Source organism: Eubacterium sulci ATCC 35585 (genome assembly GCA_001189495.1).
GTDB lineage: Bacteria > Bacillota > Clostridia > Peptostreptococcales > Anaerovoracaceae > Eubacterium_B > Eubacterium_B sulci.
This window is the reverse complement of record CP012068.1, coordinates 809125-825435: the sequence shown is the minus strand read 5'-3', so window position 1 is coordinate 825435 and position 16311 is coordinate 809125. Positions and strand designations below refer to the sequence as shown.

General features: G+C 37.7%; 16 protein-coding genes and 1 pseudogene. All 17 read right to left on the bottom strand.

Annotated elements, in window-relative coordinates:
- Positions 1–70: 70 nt before the first annotated feature.
- Complete coding sequence (locus tag ADJ67_03780) at positions 71–1576, bottom strand: hypothetical protein (protein ID AKT46874.1); 1506 nt, start codon at positions 1574–1576, stop codon at positions 71–73.
- Entirely contained in the window at positions 1573–1902 is a 330-nt protein-coding gene (locus ADJ67_03775) for a hypothetical protein (protein AKT46873.1), read from the bottom strand. The genes ADJ67_03780 and ADJ67_03775 overlap by 4 nt, the downstream gene beginning before the upstream one ends.
- 149 nt (positions 1903–2051) lie before the next feature.
- Positions 2052–3293, bottom strand: a complete 1242-nt coding sequence (locus tag ADJ67_03770) for a membrane protein (GenBank protein ID AKT46872.1) — start codon at positions 3291–3293, stop codon at positions 2052–2054.
- Between the two features lie 76 nt (positions 3294–3369).
- Complete coding sequence (locus ADJ67_03765) at positions 3370–3987, bottom strand: hypothetical protein (GenBank protein AKT47662.1); 618 nt, start codon at positions 3985–3987, stop codon at positions 3370–3372.
- A 357-nt stretch (positions 3988–4344) separates the two neighbouring features.
- A pseudogene (locus tag ADJ67_03760) lies at positions 4345–4629 on the bottom strand (hypothetical protein).
- 535 nt (positions 4630–5164) lie between these two features.
- Positions 5165–5773, bottom strand: a complete 609-nt coding sequence (locus tag ADJ67_03755) for a hypothetical protein (GenBank protein ID AKT46871.1) — start codon at positions 5771–5773, stop codon at positions 5165–5167.
- 70 nt (positions 5774–5843) lie between these two features.
- The gene (locus ADJ67_03750; protein ID AKT46870.1) at positions 5844–7799 is read right to left on the bottom strand and encodes a 4-hydroxy-3-methylbut-2-enyl diphosphate reductase; all 1956 of its coding nucleotides are present in this window, start codon (positions 7797–7799) and stop codon (positions 5844–5846) included.
- Positions 7786–9069, bottom strand: coding sequence for an ATPase AAA (locus ADJ67_03745; protein ID AKT46869.1), 1284 nt, complete (start codon positions 9067–9069; stop codon positions 7786–7788). Before ADJ67_03745 ends, ADJ67_03750 begins: the two co-directional genes overlap by 14 nt.
- 24 nt (positions 9070–9093) lie before the next feature.
- A complete protein-coding gene (locus ADJ67_03740; protein AKT46868.1) occupies positions 9094–9687 on the bottom strand; it encodes a hypothetical protein in 594 nt (197 codons plus the stop codon).
- Position 9688: 1 nt separating this feature from the next.
- Positions 9689–10498 carry a hypothetical protein gene (locus ADJ67_03735; protein ID AKT46867.1) on the bottom strand — a complete coding sequence of 270 codons (810 nt, stop codon included), beginning with the start codon at positions 10496–10498 and terminating at the stop codon, positions 9689–9691.
- Entirely contained in the window at positions 10464–11663 is a 1200-nt protein-coding gene (locus ADJ67_03730; GenBank protein AKT46866.1) for a hypothetical protein, read from the bottom strand. Before ADJ67_03730 ends, ADJ67_03735 begins: the two co-directional genes overlap by 35 nt.
- A gap of 1 nt (position 11664) precedes the next feature.
- Positions 11665–11994, bottom strand: a complete 330-nt coding sequence (locus ADJ67_03725) for a hypothetical protein (protein AKT46865.1) — start codon at positions 11992–11994, stop codon at positions 11665–11667.
- A gap of 159 nt (positions 11995–12153) precedes the next feature.
- The gene (locus tag ADJ67_03720; protein AKT46864.1) at positions 12154–13149 is read right to left on the bottom strand and encodes a hypothetical protein; all 996 of its coding nucleotides are present in this window, start codon (positions 13147–13149) and stop codon (positions 12154–12156) included.
- A complete protein-coding gene (locus ADJ67_03715; GenBank protein AKT46863.1) occupies positions 13139–13885 on the bottom strand; it encodes a hypothetical protein in 747 nt (248 codons plus the stop codon). Before ADJ67_03715 ends, ADJ67_03720 begins: the two co-directional genes overlap by 11 nt.
- The gene (locus ADJ67_03710; GenBank protein ID AKT46862.1) at positions 13848–15080 is read right to left on the bottom strand and encodes a pilus assembly protein; all 1233 of its coding nucleotides are present in this window, start codon (positions 15078–15080) and stop codon (positions 13848–13850) included. The genes ADJ67_03715 and ADJ67_03710 overlap by 38 nt, the downstream gene beginning before the upstream one ends.
- Positions 15081–16061 (bottom strand): hypothetical protein, encoded by a 981-nt coding sequence (locus tag ADJ67_03705; protein AKT46861.1) that lies wholly within the window; start codon positions 16059–16061, stop codon positions 15081–15083.
- Entirely contained in the window at positions 16036–16296 is a 261-nt protein-coding gene (locus ADJ67_03700) for a hypothetical protein (GenBank protein ID AKT46860.1), read from the bottom strand. The genes ADJ67_03705 and ADJ67_03700 overlap by 26 nt, the downstream gene beginning before the upstream one ends.
- Between the last annotated feature and the right edge of the window lie 15 nt (positions 16297–16311).

Sequence of the window (16311 nt, the reverse complement as noted above, 5' to 3'; positions counted from 1 at the left end):
TGTAATCCGAAAGACATTCCTTAATCTTGATTGGATAATTTTCATTTTTTTCTTCTATCACATTAGTCATCTACCACCTCTGTCTGAATTGTATTGCTTCAGATATATGTTTAAGTTTAATTTCCTTGCTTTCGTCTAAATCTGCTATAGTTCTTGAAATCTTTCTGATTTTCACCATACTTCTTGGGCTTAGATTTAGCGCCTTATATGCTTTCTCTATAAATGCCTCGCCCTCTCTATCAAAGCTACAGTATTTAGCAATTTTATTATCATAAATACTAGAATTCAGCTTAAATTCCTCCCTTGTATAACGCTCTGATTGAAGTTTTCTAACCTTTAATACCATACTTCTCATATCTGCACTACTTAGACCCTCACTAGATATAAATTCGTCAAAATTAGGCTCGGTCACAAAAACATGGATATCTATTCTATCGCTTATGGGACCTGAAAGTCTTGCCTTATATGTAGCTAATTCGCTAGCTGTACAGGTGCACTCTTTTTTGGGACTATGAAGATAACCACATTTACATGGATTAGCGCAAGATATCAAAAGAAAATCAGCTGGATAATTAAAAATCTCTCCTCGTTTGTTTAAACAGACACTCTTTCTATCTAGTGGAACTCTAAGAGTATCAACAGCAAGCCTGTTCATTTCATTTATCTCTTCAAGAAAAAGAACGCCTTTATGTGCCATAGTAATCTCTCCCGGTCTTGGTGGATATCCAGAACCTAAAAGACTTGGAATACTTATATTTACCGATGGTCTTCTAAAAGGCGGAGTGCTTGTAAACTCCTCATTTAATGATTCTCTTGAAACAGAGCGAATTACACCTGACTCTATAATTTCGTCCTGTTCTAAAGGTGGCATTATACCAGGAACTCGCTCAGCTAGCATGCTCTTTCCTACACCTGGGCTACCAACCATCAAAATAGGATGACCTCCAGCTACCGCAATTAGAATAGCCCTCTTTGCCGCTTCCTGTCCTTTAATGTCGCTGAAATCTTTGCTGAAATTATTGCCACTTAAAAAACTGCTTTTGTGTTTGATTTTGTCTGGTATTTGCTTTTTGTTCACGAAATTTACTACGTCGGCTAACTTTCCAAACGTGTAGATATTTATGCCATCAACGAGCTCTGCTTCATGCATATTAGCCTTTGGAATTATCACGTTCTTGAACTTCTTCTCTTTTGCCTCAAGGAGAATTGCTAAAATACCTTTGCATGGATTAATCTTACCATCCAAAGATAACTCACCAACAAAGCATGTGTTCTCTAATTCCCCATCAAATACCTGACCACTTGCTGCAAGAAGTGAAATAGCCATAGCAAGCTCTAGCTGACTCCCCCTCTTAGGTATATCCGCCGGAGCAAGATTTATGGTTATTCTTGACATTGGATATTCTAGACCTGAGCTTTCTATGGCCGATCTAACTCTGAGAATAGCTTCCTTAACGATGGTATTTCCATAACCAATTACATTGCAGTGAGGTATGCCTCTAGAAATACTACTCTCTACCTCTATCTTTATAGCCTTAAGTCCGTGCACTATCATTCCATAGGCTTTCATCATCAAAGTACCCCCTCTATATGGTTTAGCTTTACTTCAATTACATCAAAAGAGTATCTGTAAAACTCGCACTTATTCTCTTTGATAAATACCTGCGCAAGTCTTAGCATCTTAGACATTTTCTCGCTATTTACAGCTTCTGCTGGCTTTCCAAATCTGTCCGTTGAACGAGTTTTCACCTCGATAAAATGAAGCGTTCCCTTGTGAAGTGCAACAATATCTATCTCCCCATATTTTTTCCTATAATTTCGTGTTAAAACCTCAAACTGCTTATTCTCTAAATAGGTGTAGGCAAGATCCTCACCTAGTTTCCCAAACTTTTGCTTATACAATGCTCCTCCATCAAAAATGTAATATATTTCCAATTTATCATCGCGCGGTATAAATGTCAAATTTTCCCATACAGGATTTTGATTTTGAGCATCAAAAAACCTGAGCTTCATCAAGCCCAGGTTTGTCTAATTTAATTCTTGTAAATCTATTACGCTCCGAGGATTCCTCCAATGATAACACCAAGATATGTGCCGATAACATAACCGAATGTACCTATGAGCATTACAGGTCCTACAAGCTTGCTCCAGCCCTGTGAAATAGCCATTCCAGCCGCTGTTGTTGGACCTCCAATATTTGCATTTGATGCGAGGATGCAGTCTTCTAAATTAAACTTGAGAAGCTTACCGCCAACAAAGCAGAATATCATATTTACAAGCACCATTATCGCTGTAAATAGCAGCAGCGCTGGTGTATTTGTAATAATCTCTACGATTGATGCTGGAACACCGATTACAAAGAGGAACATGTAGATAAAATATGTACCGATTTCCTGTGCACCATTCATCTTTTCAACCTTCTTTTCACCGTAGGTAGCAACTATCATTGAGAGTGTTGTAATCCAAACATACTGTGATCCAAAGAATATATTGCACATCTTTAGAACTGCATTATCTGTTGGAATTGCACCTGCAATAGCATGTGAAATTAGATTTGATAGGAAGACAATTGTAACTGCATATGCAATATTAAATGCGATGTCTTTGAGCGAGATATCCTTGCGGCTCCAATAAGCTGCTGCCTGTGTCTTTGAGTCATCTAGCCCATTTTGTTCAACCTCATCGATGTGTGGATGAGCAAAGTGCTTACGGAAGAAATTAAGTCCCGCAAACATGATTAATGCAAAGAAATACAATGCCATCAGTAGATTGTCTGCAACGGTTACTGCTCCTATTGTCTGTCCTGTAACCTTAAACTGAGTTGCAAGCGCTGCAAAGTTAACGCCTCCGCCTATGTACGAACCCGTCATCATAGCCGCAACCCCAGATGCCTCTGGAATGTAATTATGCAAAAGTGTGTAAGCTAGCAAGGCACCTACGCATGTTCCCACAGCACCTATTAGAAATACGACCATCATTCGGCCAGTTTCTTTCCAGATTTTCTTCATATTGCACTGAAGAAGTAATAGCGGAATTCCTATTGGAACTGCATAGCCCCAGATGATATCATCGTACAGAGTACTATGAATAGGAATAACTCCTAGATTTGATAGCACAAGTGCCATAATAAGTGCAATGATTGCTCCTGAAATTTTAGAAGCCCAAGCGTACTTCTGCTCTAAAAAAATTGCTGTAGCAACTGATGCAACAAGGATGAATAATAGTGTCCACGTATCATCTGCTGCCACAAGAGTATCTCTACCTAGAGCACTCTTGAAGAATGAACTTAACATAATCAGGTCTCCTTTCTGATGCTAGAATGAATAGTTAAAATAATTATACATCTTCTTTTTTGAATTAACAATGCAGTTAATATTTAAAAATCCCTTTATATAATGCAGATTTTCCTTGGATATCAGCCCAATTTTTATCTCCGTATTCATAGTGCCACCATTCAGATGGTAGATTTCCAAAGCCAGCGTCCATCATCAAATTGTATAAAAACCTTCGATTATTGCGTATTTCCTTTGCTTTAGAATCACCCTCAACATCTATGGTCTCGTAGTAGGCTGCTCTCGTTTTTTCAGTAAATGCATCAAAGGCAGTTCCAAAATCTAGACATTTACCATCAGGTCCCATGATTGTCAAATCAATCGCTCCACCGGTCGTGTGAGCTGGCGGAAGCTCTTCATTTGGAATTGGATCAGCTATAAATTTAGCGATTTCGTGTTCCTGTTCCTCAGAGGTCAAATTTTCTAAATGGAATTCTTTGATTATTTTACTACTATACGAAATGAAAAGTTCCTTTTGTAAGGCAAATGGTCTCCATGCATCCCAAATTACAAATTTATACCCTGGAGGAAGATTCTCTGCTGCTCTATACAGCATTTCTACAACTTCCTTCCTTGCCATACAACGCTTTTCAGCATTTTCGAATCCTAGAATTGGATACTGCATCTCTATCAAAAGCTTGTCGTTAGGCTCTATATCAACTAGTGGAGAGTCGATAAAAGCCCTTCTTTCACAATTCCCTGGATCTGCGATTACAGGGATAGGATTATCAAGGTATTTATTCATATAGGCCTCCTTAAAACTGTTATATATTAATTACTTATATCTGAATTCATCCTATCTTTCTATAAATATAGCAAAAATAAGGCTGTTTAAATTTATAAGTAACTATGTATATTATATCACTATGAAATTCATATGCTAGATATAATCCGAAAATTCTTATATATAATTTATAATATTTGATATTAGATTTTTCTAAGTCCTTGCAAATAAAAAACTTCCTCGCTTGATTTAAGCAAAGAAGCTTTATTTATGTACTTTAGCTGTTAATTATATAGATTTTAATGCGTATTTTTCTATTGCATAGGCTACGCCATCTTCCTCATTTGATAGAGTTGTAATATCTGCAGCATCCTTTACACAGTCATCTGCGTTTTCCATAGCTATGCCTAGTCCTGCATGTTCAATCATTGCAATGTCGTTTCTACTGTCTCCACAAACCATTAGATTATCCTTGTGAAGTCCAAAGCTTTGAAGTAGGAATTCTAGTGCATCCGCCTTGCTCGTAGTCGCACCACCGATTTCATTATTTAGTGGAAATGATGATGTAACTGTAATTCCTTCAATCCCAGCTAACTTCTTTTCACAAGCACGCTTTGCCTCATCATTTGGATAGTTCACACTAATATTTTCTATGTGATCCTCCCAGTCGATCATATGTGTAAATATATCGTCTATCGGTTTTCTTGTGGCAATTACATATCCCCTACTTCTTGTCAAAATATCACCAGAAACAATGGCATCGTATTCACTTCTGCTTATATATGCCTTGCCGTTTGCAAACATTTCAGCCCTAGCATTTTGTGATTTTAGAACTTCTATAACCTCACGAACTTTGTGTGGCTTAATGAAATTTTTATACACTACAAATCCATCGCTCAGCCTTAGGACTCTAGCTCCATTTGATGTAATCACATATTCTAGACCTTCAATTTCTGCGATATTTTTGGGTAGTGAAAACTCAGCTCTACCTGTTGCAATCACAACATGTATGCCATGTTCATGTGCTCTTTTAAAAGCCTGCCTTGTTCTCTTTGAAAACTCGCCGCTATCATTTAGTGCCGTACCATCAAGGTCAAGACCTATCATCTTAATTTCCATCGCCAGCCCCTTGCATTATAGCCAGATATTCTGTGTTATATTTTCTTACCTGCTTCATTGTTGCACTAACATCATGACCTGGGTAAATTGTGATGGAATTGTCCCACTTGCTGATTACATTTCTTATGCTGTCTTCCATTTCTTTCTGGCTTCCGCAGTTTAAATCTGTACGTCCAAGGTCGATATCAAAAATAGTATCACCTGTGAAGCAGGCCTTACTTTCCTCACACATTATGCATATTGAGCCATGGCTATGTCCTGGAGTATGAAGAATTTTTATAGTCTCACCTTCTAAGTCCAGTTCTTCTCCACCATACAATAGCACATCAATGTGCCCTTTATATTCCTGTGCATCCTGTGCATGCATATAAGTAGGTACATCAAATTTTGCCTTTATTCCATGGACTGCTCCAACATGGTCATGGTGCATGTGCGTCAAAAGAATTCCCTTTGGCTTTAAATCCTTGCTTTCTATATGCTTTATAATTTTTGCTGCATTATATCCTGGATCTATGATATAGCACTCGCCGCCCTCATTATGGTAAATAATGTAGCAATTGCTCTCAAGGCTTCCCTGAACAATTCTCTCTATCTTCATATCTTACCTCATCAAATATATAAAAAACCGCAGAAAGCATAGCTTCCTGCGATTATAAATTCATCTGCGATTAAGCTTCTTCAGTAGCTTCAACTTCCTCTTCTACTACTTCTGGAGCTGGAGCAGCTGCCTTAATGCTTAGGCTGATACGCTTTCTATCTACATCGATATCAAGAATCTTTGTATCAACAAGCTGTCCAAGCTGAAGTTCTTCAGCAATGTCAGAAACTCTCTTGTGAGCAACTTCTGAAATGTGAACAAGTCCGTCTAGACCAGGTTCCAGCTCAACGAATGCGCCGTATTCCTTGATCTGAACTACCTTACCGCTTACAATCTCACCTACCTGGTACTTATCGTTGATAACGCTCCATGGCTCTGGGGTGATCTGCTTTAGTCCAAGTGAAATCTTGCCCTTCTCCTGGTTCATTGAAAGTACCTTAACCTGAACAGTCTGTCCTGTCTCAAGTACTTCCTGTGGGTGCTTTAGCTTACCCCATGAAATCTCTGAGATGTGGAGTAGTCCGTCGATTCCGCCGATGTCTACGAATGCACCGTAGTCAGTGAATCTCATTACTGTACCCTCAACGATGTCACCTACGCTGATGCTATCCCAGATACCTGAGATTAGCTTCTGCTTCTCAGCAAGAAGAATAGCCTTGTGTGAGAATAGTGCTCTGTTTCTCTTAGCATCAACTCTTGTTACAAGAACATCTAGTGTCTGTCCGATGAATTCATCTGCATTCTCAACATATCTATCTGAGAGCTGAGACATAGGAATAAATCCTGTAACTTCCTTGTATGCTGCGATTACACCGCCGTTTACGGCTCTTAGCACCTTAACTGTTATTACCGTCTTATTCTCATGAGCTTCGTTGATCTCTGCCCAATGCTTGCTAATTTCTAATTTCTTCTTGGACAGTAGGATGCTTCCGTCACCGTCATCAGTCTTTACGACCTTTGCCTGGATCTCGTCGCCCGGCTGAAATAGATCAGTCAGTTTTTCTCCTTCCTCAAGTGTGACTTCTTCTACGGGAAGAATTCCGTCTTTCTTGCAGCCTAGGTTTACAATCACTTCTCTATCAGAAACCTGATGTACCTTTCCGTCTACAATTTCGCCGTTATGTGGGAGTCTCAAAGATGCATCAATTTCATCCATGAAATCCGCCATTGTGGTTTTTTCTGTTTCGCTCATGTTGGCAATAACCTCCTTAATTACGCTTTCAGGTGTTGAAGCACCTGCCGCAACTCCTATTTTATTATATTTTTGAATTTCTTTCAATGGTAAATCACTAATATTTTCGGCAAAAAACGAATTATTGCAATGTTTTTTTGCAATTTCATATAATTTCTTCGTATTCGAGCTCTGCTTGTCACCAATAATAATCATCGCATCGACTTCCTTGGCTAGTCTCTGGCATGCATCCTGTCTGAGACTTGTAGCATTGCAGATAGTATTTTTTATCTCTAGCTTACAGCCCTTTGCTTCTAGCGCATCGATTATTGACTCAAAAAGCTCTTTTCTTATAGTCGTTTGGCAGACCACAAGATACTCTCCACTTTCTACTTTTTCGACCTCGTCAGGGCTGTTAATAATATATGCAGAGTTATCGCACCATCCATTGGTTGCAATAACCTCCTGATGATTTTCATCCCCTATAATTATTATCTTCTTTCCTTCTTTACAAGCACTATTTACTATGGTGTGTATCTTTGAAACAAAGGGACAAGTAGTATCTACATAGTTTAGGTTAAGCTCATCCATTCTGTCATAGAAAGCCTTTGGCTCACCATGAGACCTTACGATTATTGTATCGCCCTCTTTTGCCTCATCTGGCGTTTTAATAATGCGAACGCCATCATTCTCAAGCTGGCTTGTAACAATTTTGTTATGAATCAAAGGTCCACAAGTAAATAAACTTCCCTTGCTACTGTTAGCTTTGCTCTCTTTTATCTGGTCCTGTGTTGTCTCCAGGGCCTTCTTTACTCCGAAACAAAATCCGGAATTATCTGCTCTAATTATCTCCATATTTTTTTCTTAACTCTTCTAAAAACCTTTTGAAATTTGCTTCCGAGCCATTTTCAGATGGCTCATAATATCTCACGCCTTCTGCATGAAGATTATCAGGCAAGTACTGCTGCTTTACATATCCGCCAAAATCATGTGGATACTTGTAATCCTTGCCTAGGCCCTTATCTCTTGCACCCTTGTAATGTGAGTCTCTAAGATGATCAGGTACCATATCTGTCTCCTTGTGCTTAATATCGCTCATAGCTTTATAATATGCCATTACAGAGCGATTTGATTTAGGAGATGAAGCTAGCATTATTACAGCTTCCGCTAAGTTTATCGCAGCTTCAGGGAATCCTACCATAAGCGCAGCACTTACACATGCATGAGTTATACTTATCGCTGAAGGATATGCCATACCTATATCTTCACTAGCTATGACAAGGAGCCTTCTACCAATCATCTGTACATCTGCACCCCCATCTACAAGTCTAGCAAAGTAATATATTGCCGCATCAGGGTCACTTCCCCTTATCGATTTTTGAAGTGCTGAAAGCAGATCATACTTATCGTCTCCACGGTCGTAAAAACCTATTTTTCTCTGCATTGCTTCAGATATATCCTCTGCAGTTACAGTTTTACCGTCTTGATGATTTTCAAAGACGAAGCCAAGTGTATCAAGTGCAACTCTTGCATCTCCATTTGATAGTTCTGCCAAAACATCTATGGCCTTGTCATCGTATTTAACATCAAGATTTCCTAATCCTCGCTCCTTATCATTTGCAGCACGCAAAAGAAGCGTTTTGATTACCTCTTTATCAAGACGCTTGAACTCGTAAATATTTCTAACCCTGCTCAATATCGCGTTGTTTATTGCAAAATACGGATTTTCGGTTGTACTTGCAATGAACTTAATTACGCCTTCTTCTAATGCCTTTAGGAGCGAATCCTGCTGAAGCTTATTCCAGCGATGAAACTCATCAATATAGATATAACTTGATTTTGCCTCTAAACCATAAAATCTAAGGCGTGCTCTATCTAGTATCTCCTTTAGCTCCTTGGTTCCAGTAGTACTTGCATTTATCTCATGAAAATCACTATCGAGCTCTGCAGCAATTAGTCTGGCAAGAGTAGTCTTACCCGTACCTGAAGGTCCGTGAAATATTGCTGAACCGAATGTTTTGTTCTTTATTGAATTGTATAGCAACGATCCTTTATACAAAAAGTGCTGCTGACCCATGAATTCGTCTAAATTCTGCGGTCTCATCTTTGTTGAAATTGGAATCATAGCTTAATCGTACACGAAATCATGCTATAAAGCAATAGTGCGACTTATTTTACCCTGCTCGCTTCTCCATATATTTCTTTTATGTGCGTTTATCTTAGCCGTAAAATCATTTACTGTGTCAGACTTACAAATTAAGCTTTTTAGAGATTTTATTTCTGTATCGGCCACTATACCTATGAACTGTTTAAACTCGTCTAGCAAAGCATTTAAACTCTCTAGGACTATCTTATTTAGGCTATTCATGTCATCTAGATGCTCTGTACTTGGTATGAACATGAGTTTAAACTTCTTTTGACTTTTGCTATAGTAGATATAATCTAGGCTGATTCTATATTCATACGGAAATACATATCTATACATCGATTCATTTATGCCCTCAGTTAGCTGTATCATCATATCCGCTATATCCCATGCCTCTAGTGAAGAATCCCTTAGATATTCTTTTAGGTTTACATATCCATCAATATTTACAAAATACTCCTTGACTTTAACTTTGCTATCATCTCTAATAAACTGAAATTTCATTGGCAGAAAAAGTCTATGTATCCCTGACGATAAAATTAAAGCCCTATAATAATCTATCTCTGTTATTGGCTTTATCAAAATATTACTCTTCACATTATCCTCCACATATTGAGCAGGCTGAGTACCCTCTGCTAATTGCCTCTCGCTTTTGTATCTTCTCGTAGTATTTATCTACGCTTGGACAATCACCGCGGTGATAGACCTCACCGCTATTGAAAAAACAAAATACTGCTTGATTTCCCTTGTATCCCTTCTTTTTGCATATATCACACTGCTTAAACCGCGATTTTATTGCCGGTGTAATATACACCTTTTCACAGGCTGGATTAAGACATTGACAAGATTTATTGTGGTACTTTCTACCTGACTCTGGAAATATATATACTTCCTTGGAATCCTCTTTTTTATTAAAACTATCCTTGTCGCTATCCTCATCTAGACTAGCTCCCGTAAACGCCCTTGACCTTATTTTCATATCCATATCAAGGCTTCTAATTGCAAGCGGAACTCGCTTAGAAAAACTAGCATCTATGCGAACTGTTATTAGGTCGTTAAATTTACCATCGCTATGCCTATATTTATATTGAGTCACTTGAATAGGATCTATGAAGTGGCTTTCTTTATTTAACCTATTATTAAGTCTAACTTGGCCAATTAGCTTGTCATTATAAAAGTGCGCTCTTATATCACTTGACCTTAGCTCATCACAGGCTGAATATACGGCATTTTCCCATTCCGCCATCACGGGTATCAAAGATAATAGCATTATTATTGCGATTATAAATGGTGGAAACACTATGCATGCTTCTAGAATATATGCACCCCTTTTATTACTTATCATAGATTTATTTTGTTTTGGTAAAGCTAGTCTAATATTCTGCACTGAAATTATGCGTCCTCCCATTTACATCCATGCTGTAATCAATACCCGTGTAATGACTTGAAATACTGAAATTTCCATAATAACAGTATTTCATATTTATCTCTATCAAATCCATCATCCTTAGAAGTCTATTATCCTTATTTGTTAAAAATATCATCGCCTGAAGATATTCGTTATATGTGTTCCCTTTTTCATTATCTTTGTCTATATATTCAGGATTTGGATTTGTTATTATCGATTTTAAATTGACTGCCCATGAATCATCATCCTTCATCAGAGGCACCTTCTTGCCATGAACAAGCAGTCTATAGTCGTTTACGCTTTCAGCATATGCCCACGCAGCTATTAGTGCCTGCTGAGTTGCTGGCGCTGCAGCTGGCGATGAGATAAGCTCAGCAATTGTTAGAGCAAGATCCCTCATCTGTGGATTTTGATTTATATAAGCTATGTTCATCGCTTCTCTTATTGCAATTATCCTGTTCCTAGTGCTTTTTAGATTTCCTTCGTCTGAAGCTTTACCTGCGAGTATATACTCTAGCTCATACTTAAAGAAACTATCATCATCTTCACTTTGTGAAACTGCACTTTGGAAGTGATTTTTCATGTATTTCATTTGTAGAAGTTCATCTTTGCCGCCCTTTAGCACATCTTTGATATCATCTACCTCTTTAATCTTATTTATAAAGTTACTTAGCGAGAAGCTGCTCAGTCTTCCTTTTGATGGAAGTCCTGCCACTATAGCATCATTTGAAATCGTTCTGTCTGACGGAGTATAAACATCTAGCTCGATATCCTTAAATTTCTTTTGTTTATCTGCTACAGCAGCCTTATTAACTTGCTTCTGAAAATTATCAAGCTCTGCTAGGGAGTATCTATATAGACTGCTATTGCACCCCTCACAGTCTATATATCTCTTCCCCTTGAAGGTAATTTCGCTAAGCTGGTTAAGCTTATCGTCGACTTCGGCAGGTGACTTGGCTTTATATGCGAATATTCCATATCGCTCATAAAGCTTGTCTGTATATTCACCTAGGATCGATTTAGCCCATAGGTGTCCCAAGCTTTCTACACTTGAACTTATAGCCTTTGCCCTTGTCCCTCCAATAAAAAGCATGGCTAATGATATTATTGAAACCGAAAAAATCATTACGAATACGCTAACCATACCTCGCTTGTTTCTTACCATCTCACTCTTTTAACCCCTTTACAAAATTCCCTGCCCTAACCAAATCTGCTTCATTTATCAAATATATATCCGCATAAATATCCTTTCTCAGCAAAACTCTTGCAGCTCCACTTATTAAGGATGAGTCTTCTACTTTATATTTTTCTTTTTTAAACAGTGAAGAGCTCGTTTTTGCCTTATCAAGCGATACCTTATGTAGCTTCATTTGCCTATCGGCATGACCGTAAAAAAACATCATCGCATAAATCATGCTTACAATCAGAAGTACCAATAGCGGAAGCACGATTGAGGCTTCTACATACTCACCTCCTTTTTTATTCATTAGCATCATAAGTGCCTCCCTAAGCGTTTAGATCTGCAAAAGTTGTATTGATAAACTCTGTAATTTGCGATCTAAAAATGATGCCTAGTGAAATTGCTAGCGCAATCAATATTGCTACCTGTACCATCTCCATTCCCTTTTTGTTTCTTAACATTTTGTCCCCCTAATTTAGAATTGTATTACAGCAGGTGCAGCTGTGATGATTATAAGTGATAGTAACTGTAAGGCTAGAGGTAGTGAGAGTTTCAGCTCTGCAAGCTTAGCATTCTCTTCTGCAGTTTTAATCCTTCTCTGCCAAAGATACTCACCTTCTCTAGAAAGCTTTTCTCCTAGCTCAGTACCTTTATATTTACTATCAGCAATCATTGCTGTAATACGCGTTAGTTCTTTGATTTTTAATGACCTAGATTTTTCTCCGAGTATTTCCATCTCATCTCTTCCGCTAATCAACGAAAGTTCCTTTGCATCACTAATTAACTTAGATAACTCATTAGGAAATTCTTTGCTATATCCGTCTATCACCTTGCTCATCGCATCCTCGTACACCATTCCGCAATTTAGAAATAGCTCAAGCTTTGTTCCAAAGGCTGGTAAATTTCGGATTATATCATTTCTTTTATGCTGAGTCTCTTTCTTTTCCTTGTCCTTTTCACTCCTGTAGGCAAAGAGCATCACCATTGGTGCTGCTGCCATTACAATAGCGTAGTTTGTCTGCTTTGATCTAATGCTCCAATTAAGCCTAGTTCCATCATCTAACTGTTTAGGTAAGCTTATCATCTTGTTTGCCTTTGTATTATTTTTTAGCTTTCTTATGATGTCTGATAGTTTAAGCTCAAGGCTATTGTCAACAGCTTTATCCTTTTTAGAATCCTTCTTATTTTTAACCGCCTTAAGATATACTGTTTTGCTTGCTTTATCGCTACCATTTGTCGCTGAAACCCTTATCTCCTCGCCTTCATTATTGCTATTTAGAGTTATTCCACTCAGGTTATCTCTGCTTCCTCTTATGCTGACAGCCTTCCTAGATCCAAATACAAATGACATCATGCTTATCCCAACGGAAATAGCTATAACTAAAATCAAGAGCCTTTTCTTTCTCAGACAAAATTTGGTAAATTCAAATCCATAAATTTGTGATTTTATTTTGCCTGTACTAAACTTCAATTTTACATATCCTTTCTGATAAAAAAATAGCTGTAACTGATATAGAAAGTGCTAGTAGCATTATTATTTTTCCGCCTACGCCTTCGTACATAGGCTTTATATAACTAGGAGAGCATATCCTGAGAAACAGTATTATTATCACTGGAATTACTGCTATTACTCTGCCTTCTATAATCTTTTGTTTGGCTAAAAGCTTAATATTATTTTCCATCTCTATCTTCTCACCAATAGTTTTTGCTGCGGCTTCAATAGCGACTATCATATCTCCGCCACTTGATGTACAGCCTCTGTATACCTCTGAAAACAGCTTTATGTCTTCTACTACACATCTTGCTGCAAGATCTTCCCAGAGAAAAACTGGATCACTAGCTGTACTCTCTAACTTGCTACACATACCCTCAAGCTCTCCTAACATTATGGAGTCCTCATCAAAAATCTCTCTTAGCTTTTTGCACCCATCCTTCATTGCTGACTGCATACTTGAACCTATTGCAAATGAAGCACTGAAGCTGTACAATAACTCCTTAAATTCATTTCTTAGTCTTGTCCTTCGTTTTGCTATCATATAGCTCATATATCTTTGCGATGCAAAGCCATAAGCTATTGGACTTATTACTACGGTTATAATTGAATTTATATAAAGTGTTCCTGCAAGTAATAAAAACCCTACTGATACCATAACCAAAGTAAGTCTCTCCTTATTGCTTAGCTTGTACTCGTTGTAATCCTGTATCATTTATCCCTCTTAATCTAAGCTTAATATCGTCGCTGAGCAAATTCTCAGTTCTAACAAGACTCATCTCATCAGATAGTTCATACAGCGGATTTAGAACATATTCTCCATCCCTATATCCTGTTAGCTCATTTACCTCTATAATCTTTCTTCTTCCACTTGGAAGTCTCTCCATATGTATCAAAATATCAATGGCTTCACAGATTTGCATTCTTATGGCATCAACCGGAATTTCAACAGCTGATAGATACATAGCCTCTATTCTTCTAAGCATTCCACATGATGAATTTCCGTGTCCAGTTGAAAAACCACAATGTCCTGTGTTTAGTGCCTGAAGCATGTCAAGAACTTCTCCACCTCTTACCTCTCCAACCACTATTCTATCTGGCCTCATTCTAAGACTTGACCTAATGAGGTCTGCCATATTTATTGCGCCCTTTCCTGCACTATTTGCGTTTCTACACTCCAGTCTGACAATGTTTGCTATGTTGTTTAGCTTAAGCTCTAGTGAATCCTCTATTACAATTACTCTTTCGTTTTCTGGAATATAGTCACTTATAGCGTTAAGTAATGTCGTCTTACCAGAAGAAGTACCACCGCTCACAAATATATTAAGACCTCCTCTGACCATAGTCCTTATATCATCTGCACATTCAGCACTAAGTCCGCCTCCCTTTACCATCTCATCTAGAGAAATCTTGTTGTTACCAAACTTTCTTATGCTTAGGCTCGGCCCTCCTATTGCTATATTTTTCATAACAGCATTAACCCTAGAGCCGTCCTCAAGCCTAGCATCAAGTATCGGCTTAAACTCATTAATTTCTCTGTGAACTGAGGCAGCTATCCTCCTTATAACATGCTCTAATTCTTCTGTACTATCAAAGCAGTCATCTACCTTCTCAATACGTGAATCCACTTCTATAAAGATGGTATCAAAACCATTTACCATTATCTCATTCACATTGAGGTCAGAAAGATAGCTTAAGCTTCCGATATCACCTCTAAGCCTTCCAAATATGCGATTTATAAGAAAAATGATATTGTCTATGGGTAGATCTTTAGCATCCTCTAAAACAATTTTCTCAATGCATTCCTTTGCCCTGTTATCATCTTCAATTCTGTGCTCCATCAAAGTATTGGTTGCCTTTGCCAAAAGCTCCTCATACTGCTTTCTATCAAACTTAGTATTAATATTCATCTATGCTCTAAGTATCTCCTCTAGAATGCTCTCTATCTCAAATCCATATTCATGGTCAAAACTTCTAAATGATAAATCCCTACAAAATGGAACCATAATAGTCTTATATTCATCGGTATTTTTCCCTGTCATATCGATGCCAATTTTATGTATTTTAGCTCTTGGCTTTATATATTCAGATAGGAAATCGCAATTTACAAATATTGCATTATCAGAGCTCTCTGCAATTTCTATCGCCTGCCTACTAAGGCTTGTCCCTATATCGATAATCAAATATTCATAGCCCTTCTCATGAAGCCTTTTCCTTATCTCATCTATCAGCGAGGCATCAAAATCATCAAGCCTTCCGTTTATCAAAGCAAGATTAAAATGACTTATACCGTGACTTTGATTTAAAAAAGAATCTATATCTAAATCCTTCCTCTGCTTAAGAGCATACATAAACTTAATAGCAGAAGAATCATCAAAATCTACGCATTTCTCACTCTTATCTAGACTTCCTCTAAGAAATTCTATAGCTCTATAATTACTGTGAGAGAGACTCAAGTATGCAGTCTTAATCCCAAACCTCACATCCATGATATAGCTAAAGGCCAGGGCGCTTGTGCTAGTACCGCAATAGCTCTTTTCGGATACAAAACTCATTAGTTTGCATTTGTTAAGTTCCTCAGTCCCAGGATTTTCCTTATATCCAAAAATAAATCTAAGCTTCTCAATGATTACTACAGAGCTTGAAAAGATATATAAAGTGCAGGTATCTGCTAAAAGAATCTCATCATCAGAATTCATGCTAAGCGCTACATGTCTTGTGTATTTATCTCTATCATATACATCAAAAGACAAAACAATACATCCCAGTAAAACATGCTCTGATGGTTCCTCAATATATACATTAACTCCATCACAAAGGCAGAAACTCTTAGCTAGTCTGCTACTAAACTCCCTGTCACTATGTTTAATATATAACTGCATGTTTTCCATATTTTCCCATCTCCCTTACTGAAAGTCTAACTGCTTCCCCATAGATGGTCAATACCATTTTTTGGTAAATCTCAGTTTGTATTTTCAGCTTGATATTTGAATGGCACTCTGAATTATCGTGTGGGTGGACTATAAATTTTTGCACGAAAAAACTCCACTGCATTGCAGTGGAGCGTGGTTTATACTTGTTTGTCTGCTTATTTATAGCTTGATAAATATCTGAGCTTTGATACAAATAAAACCCCTGTTA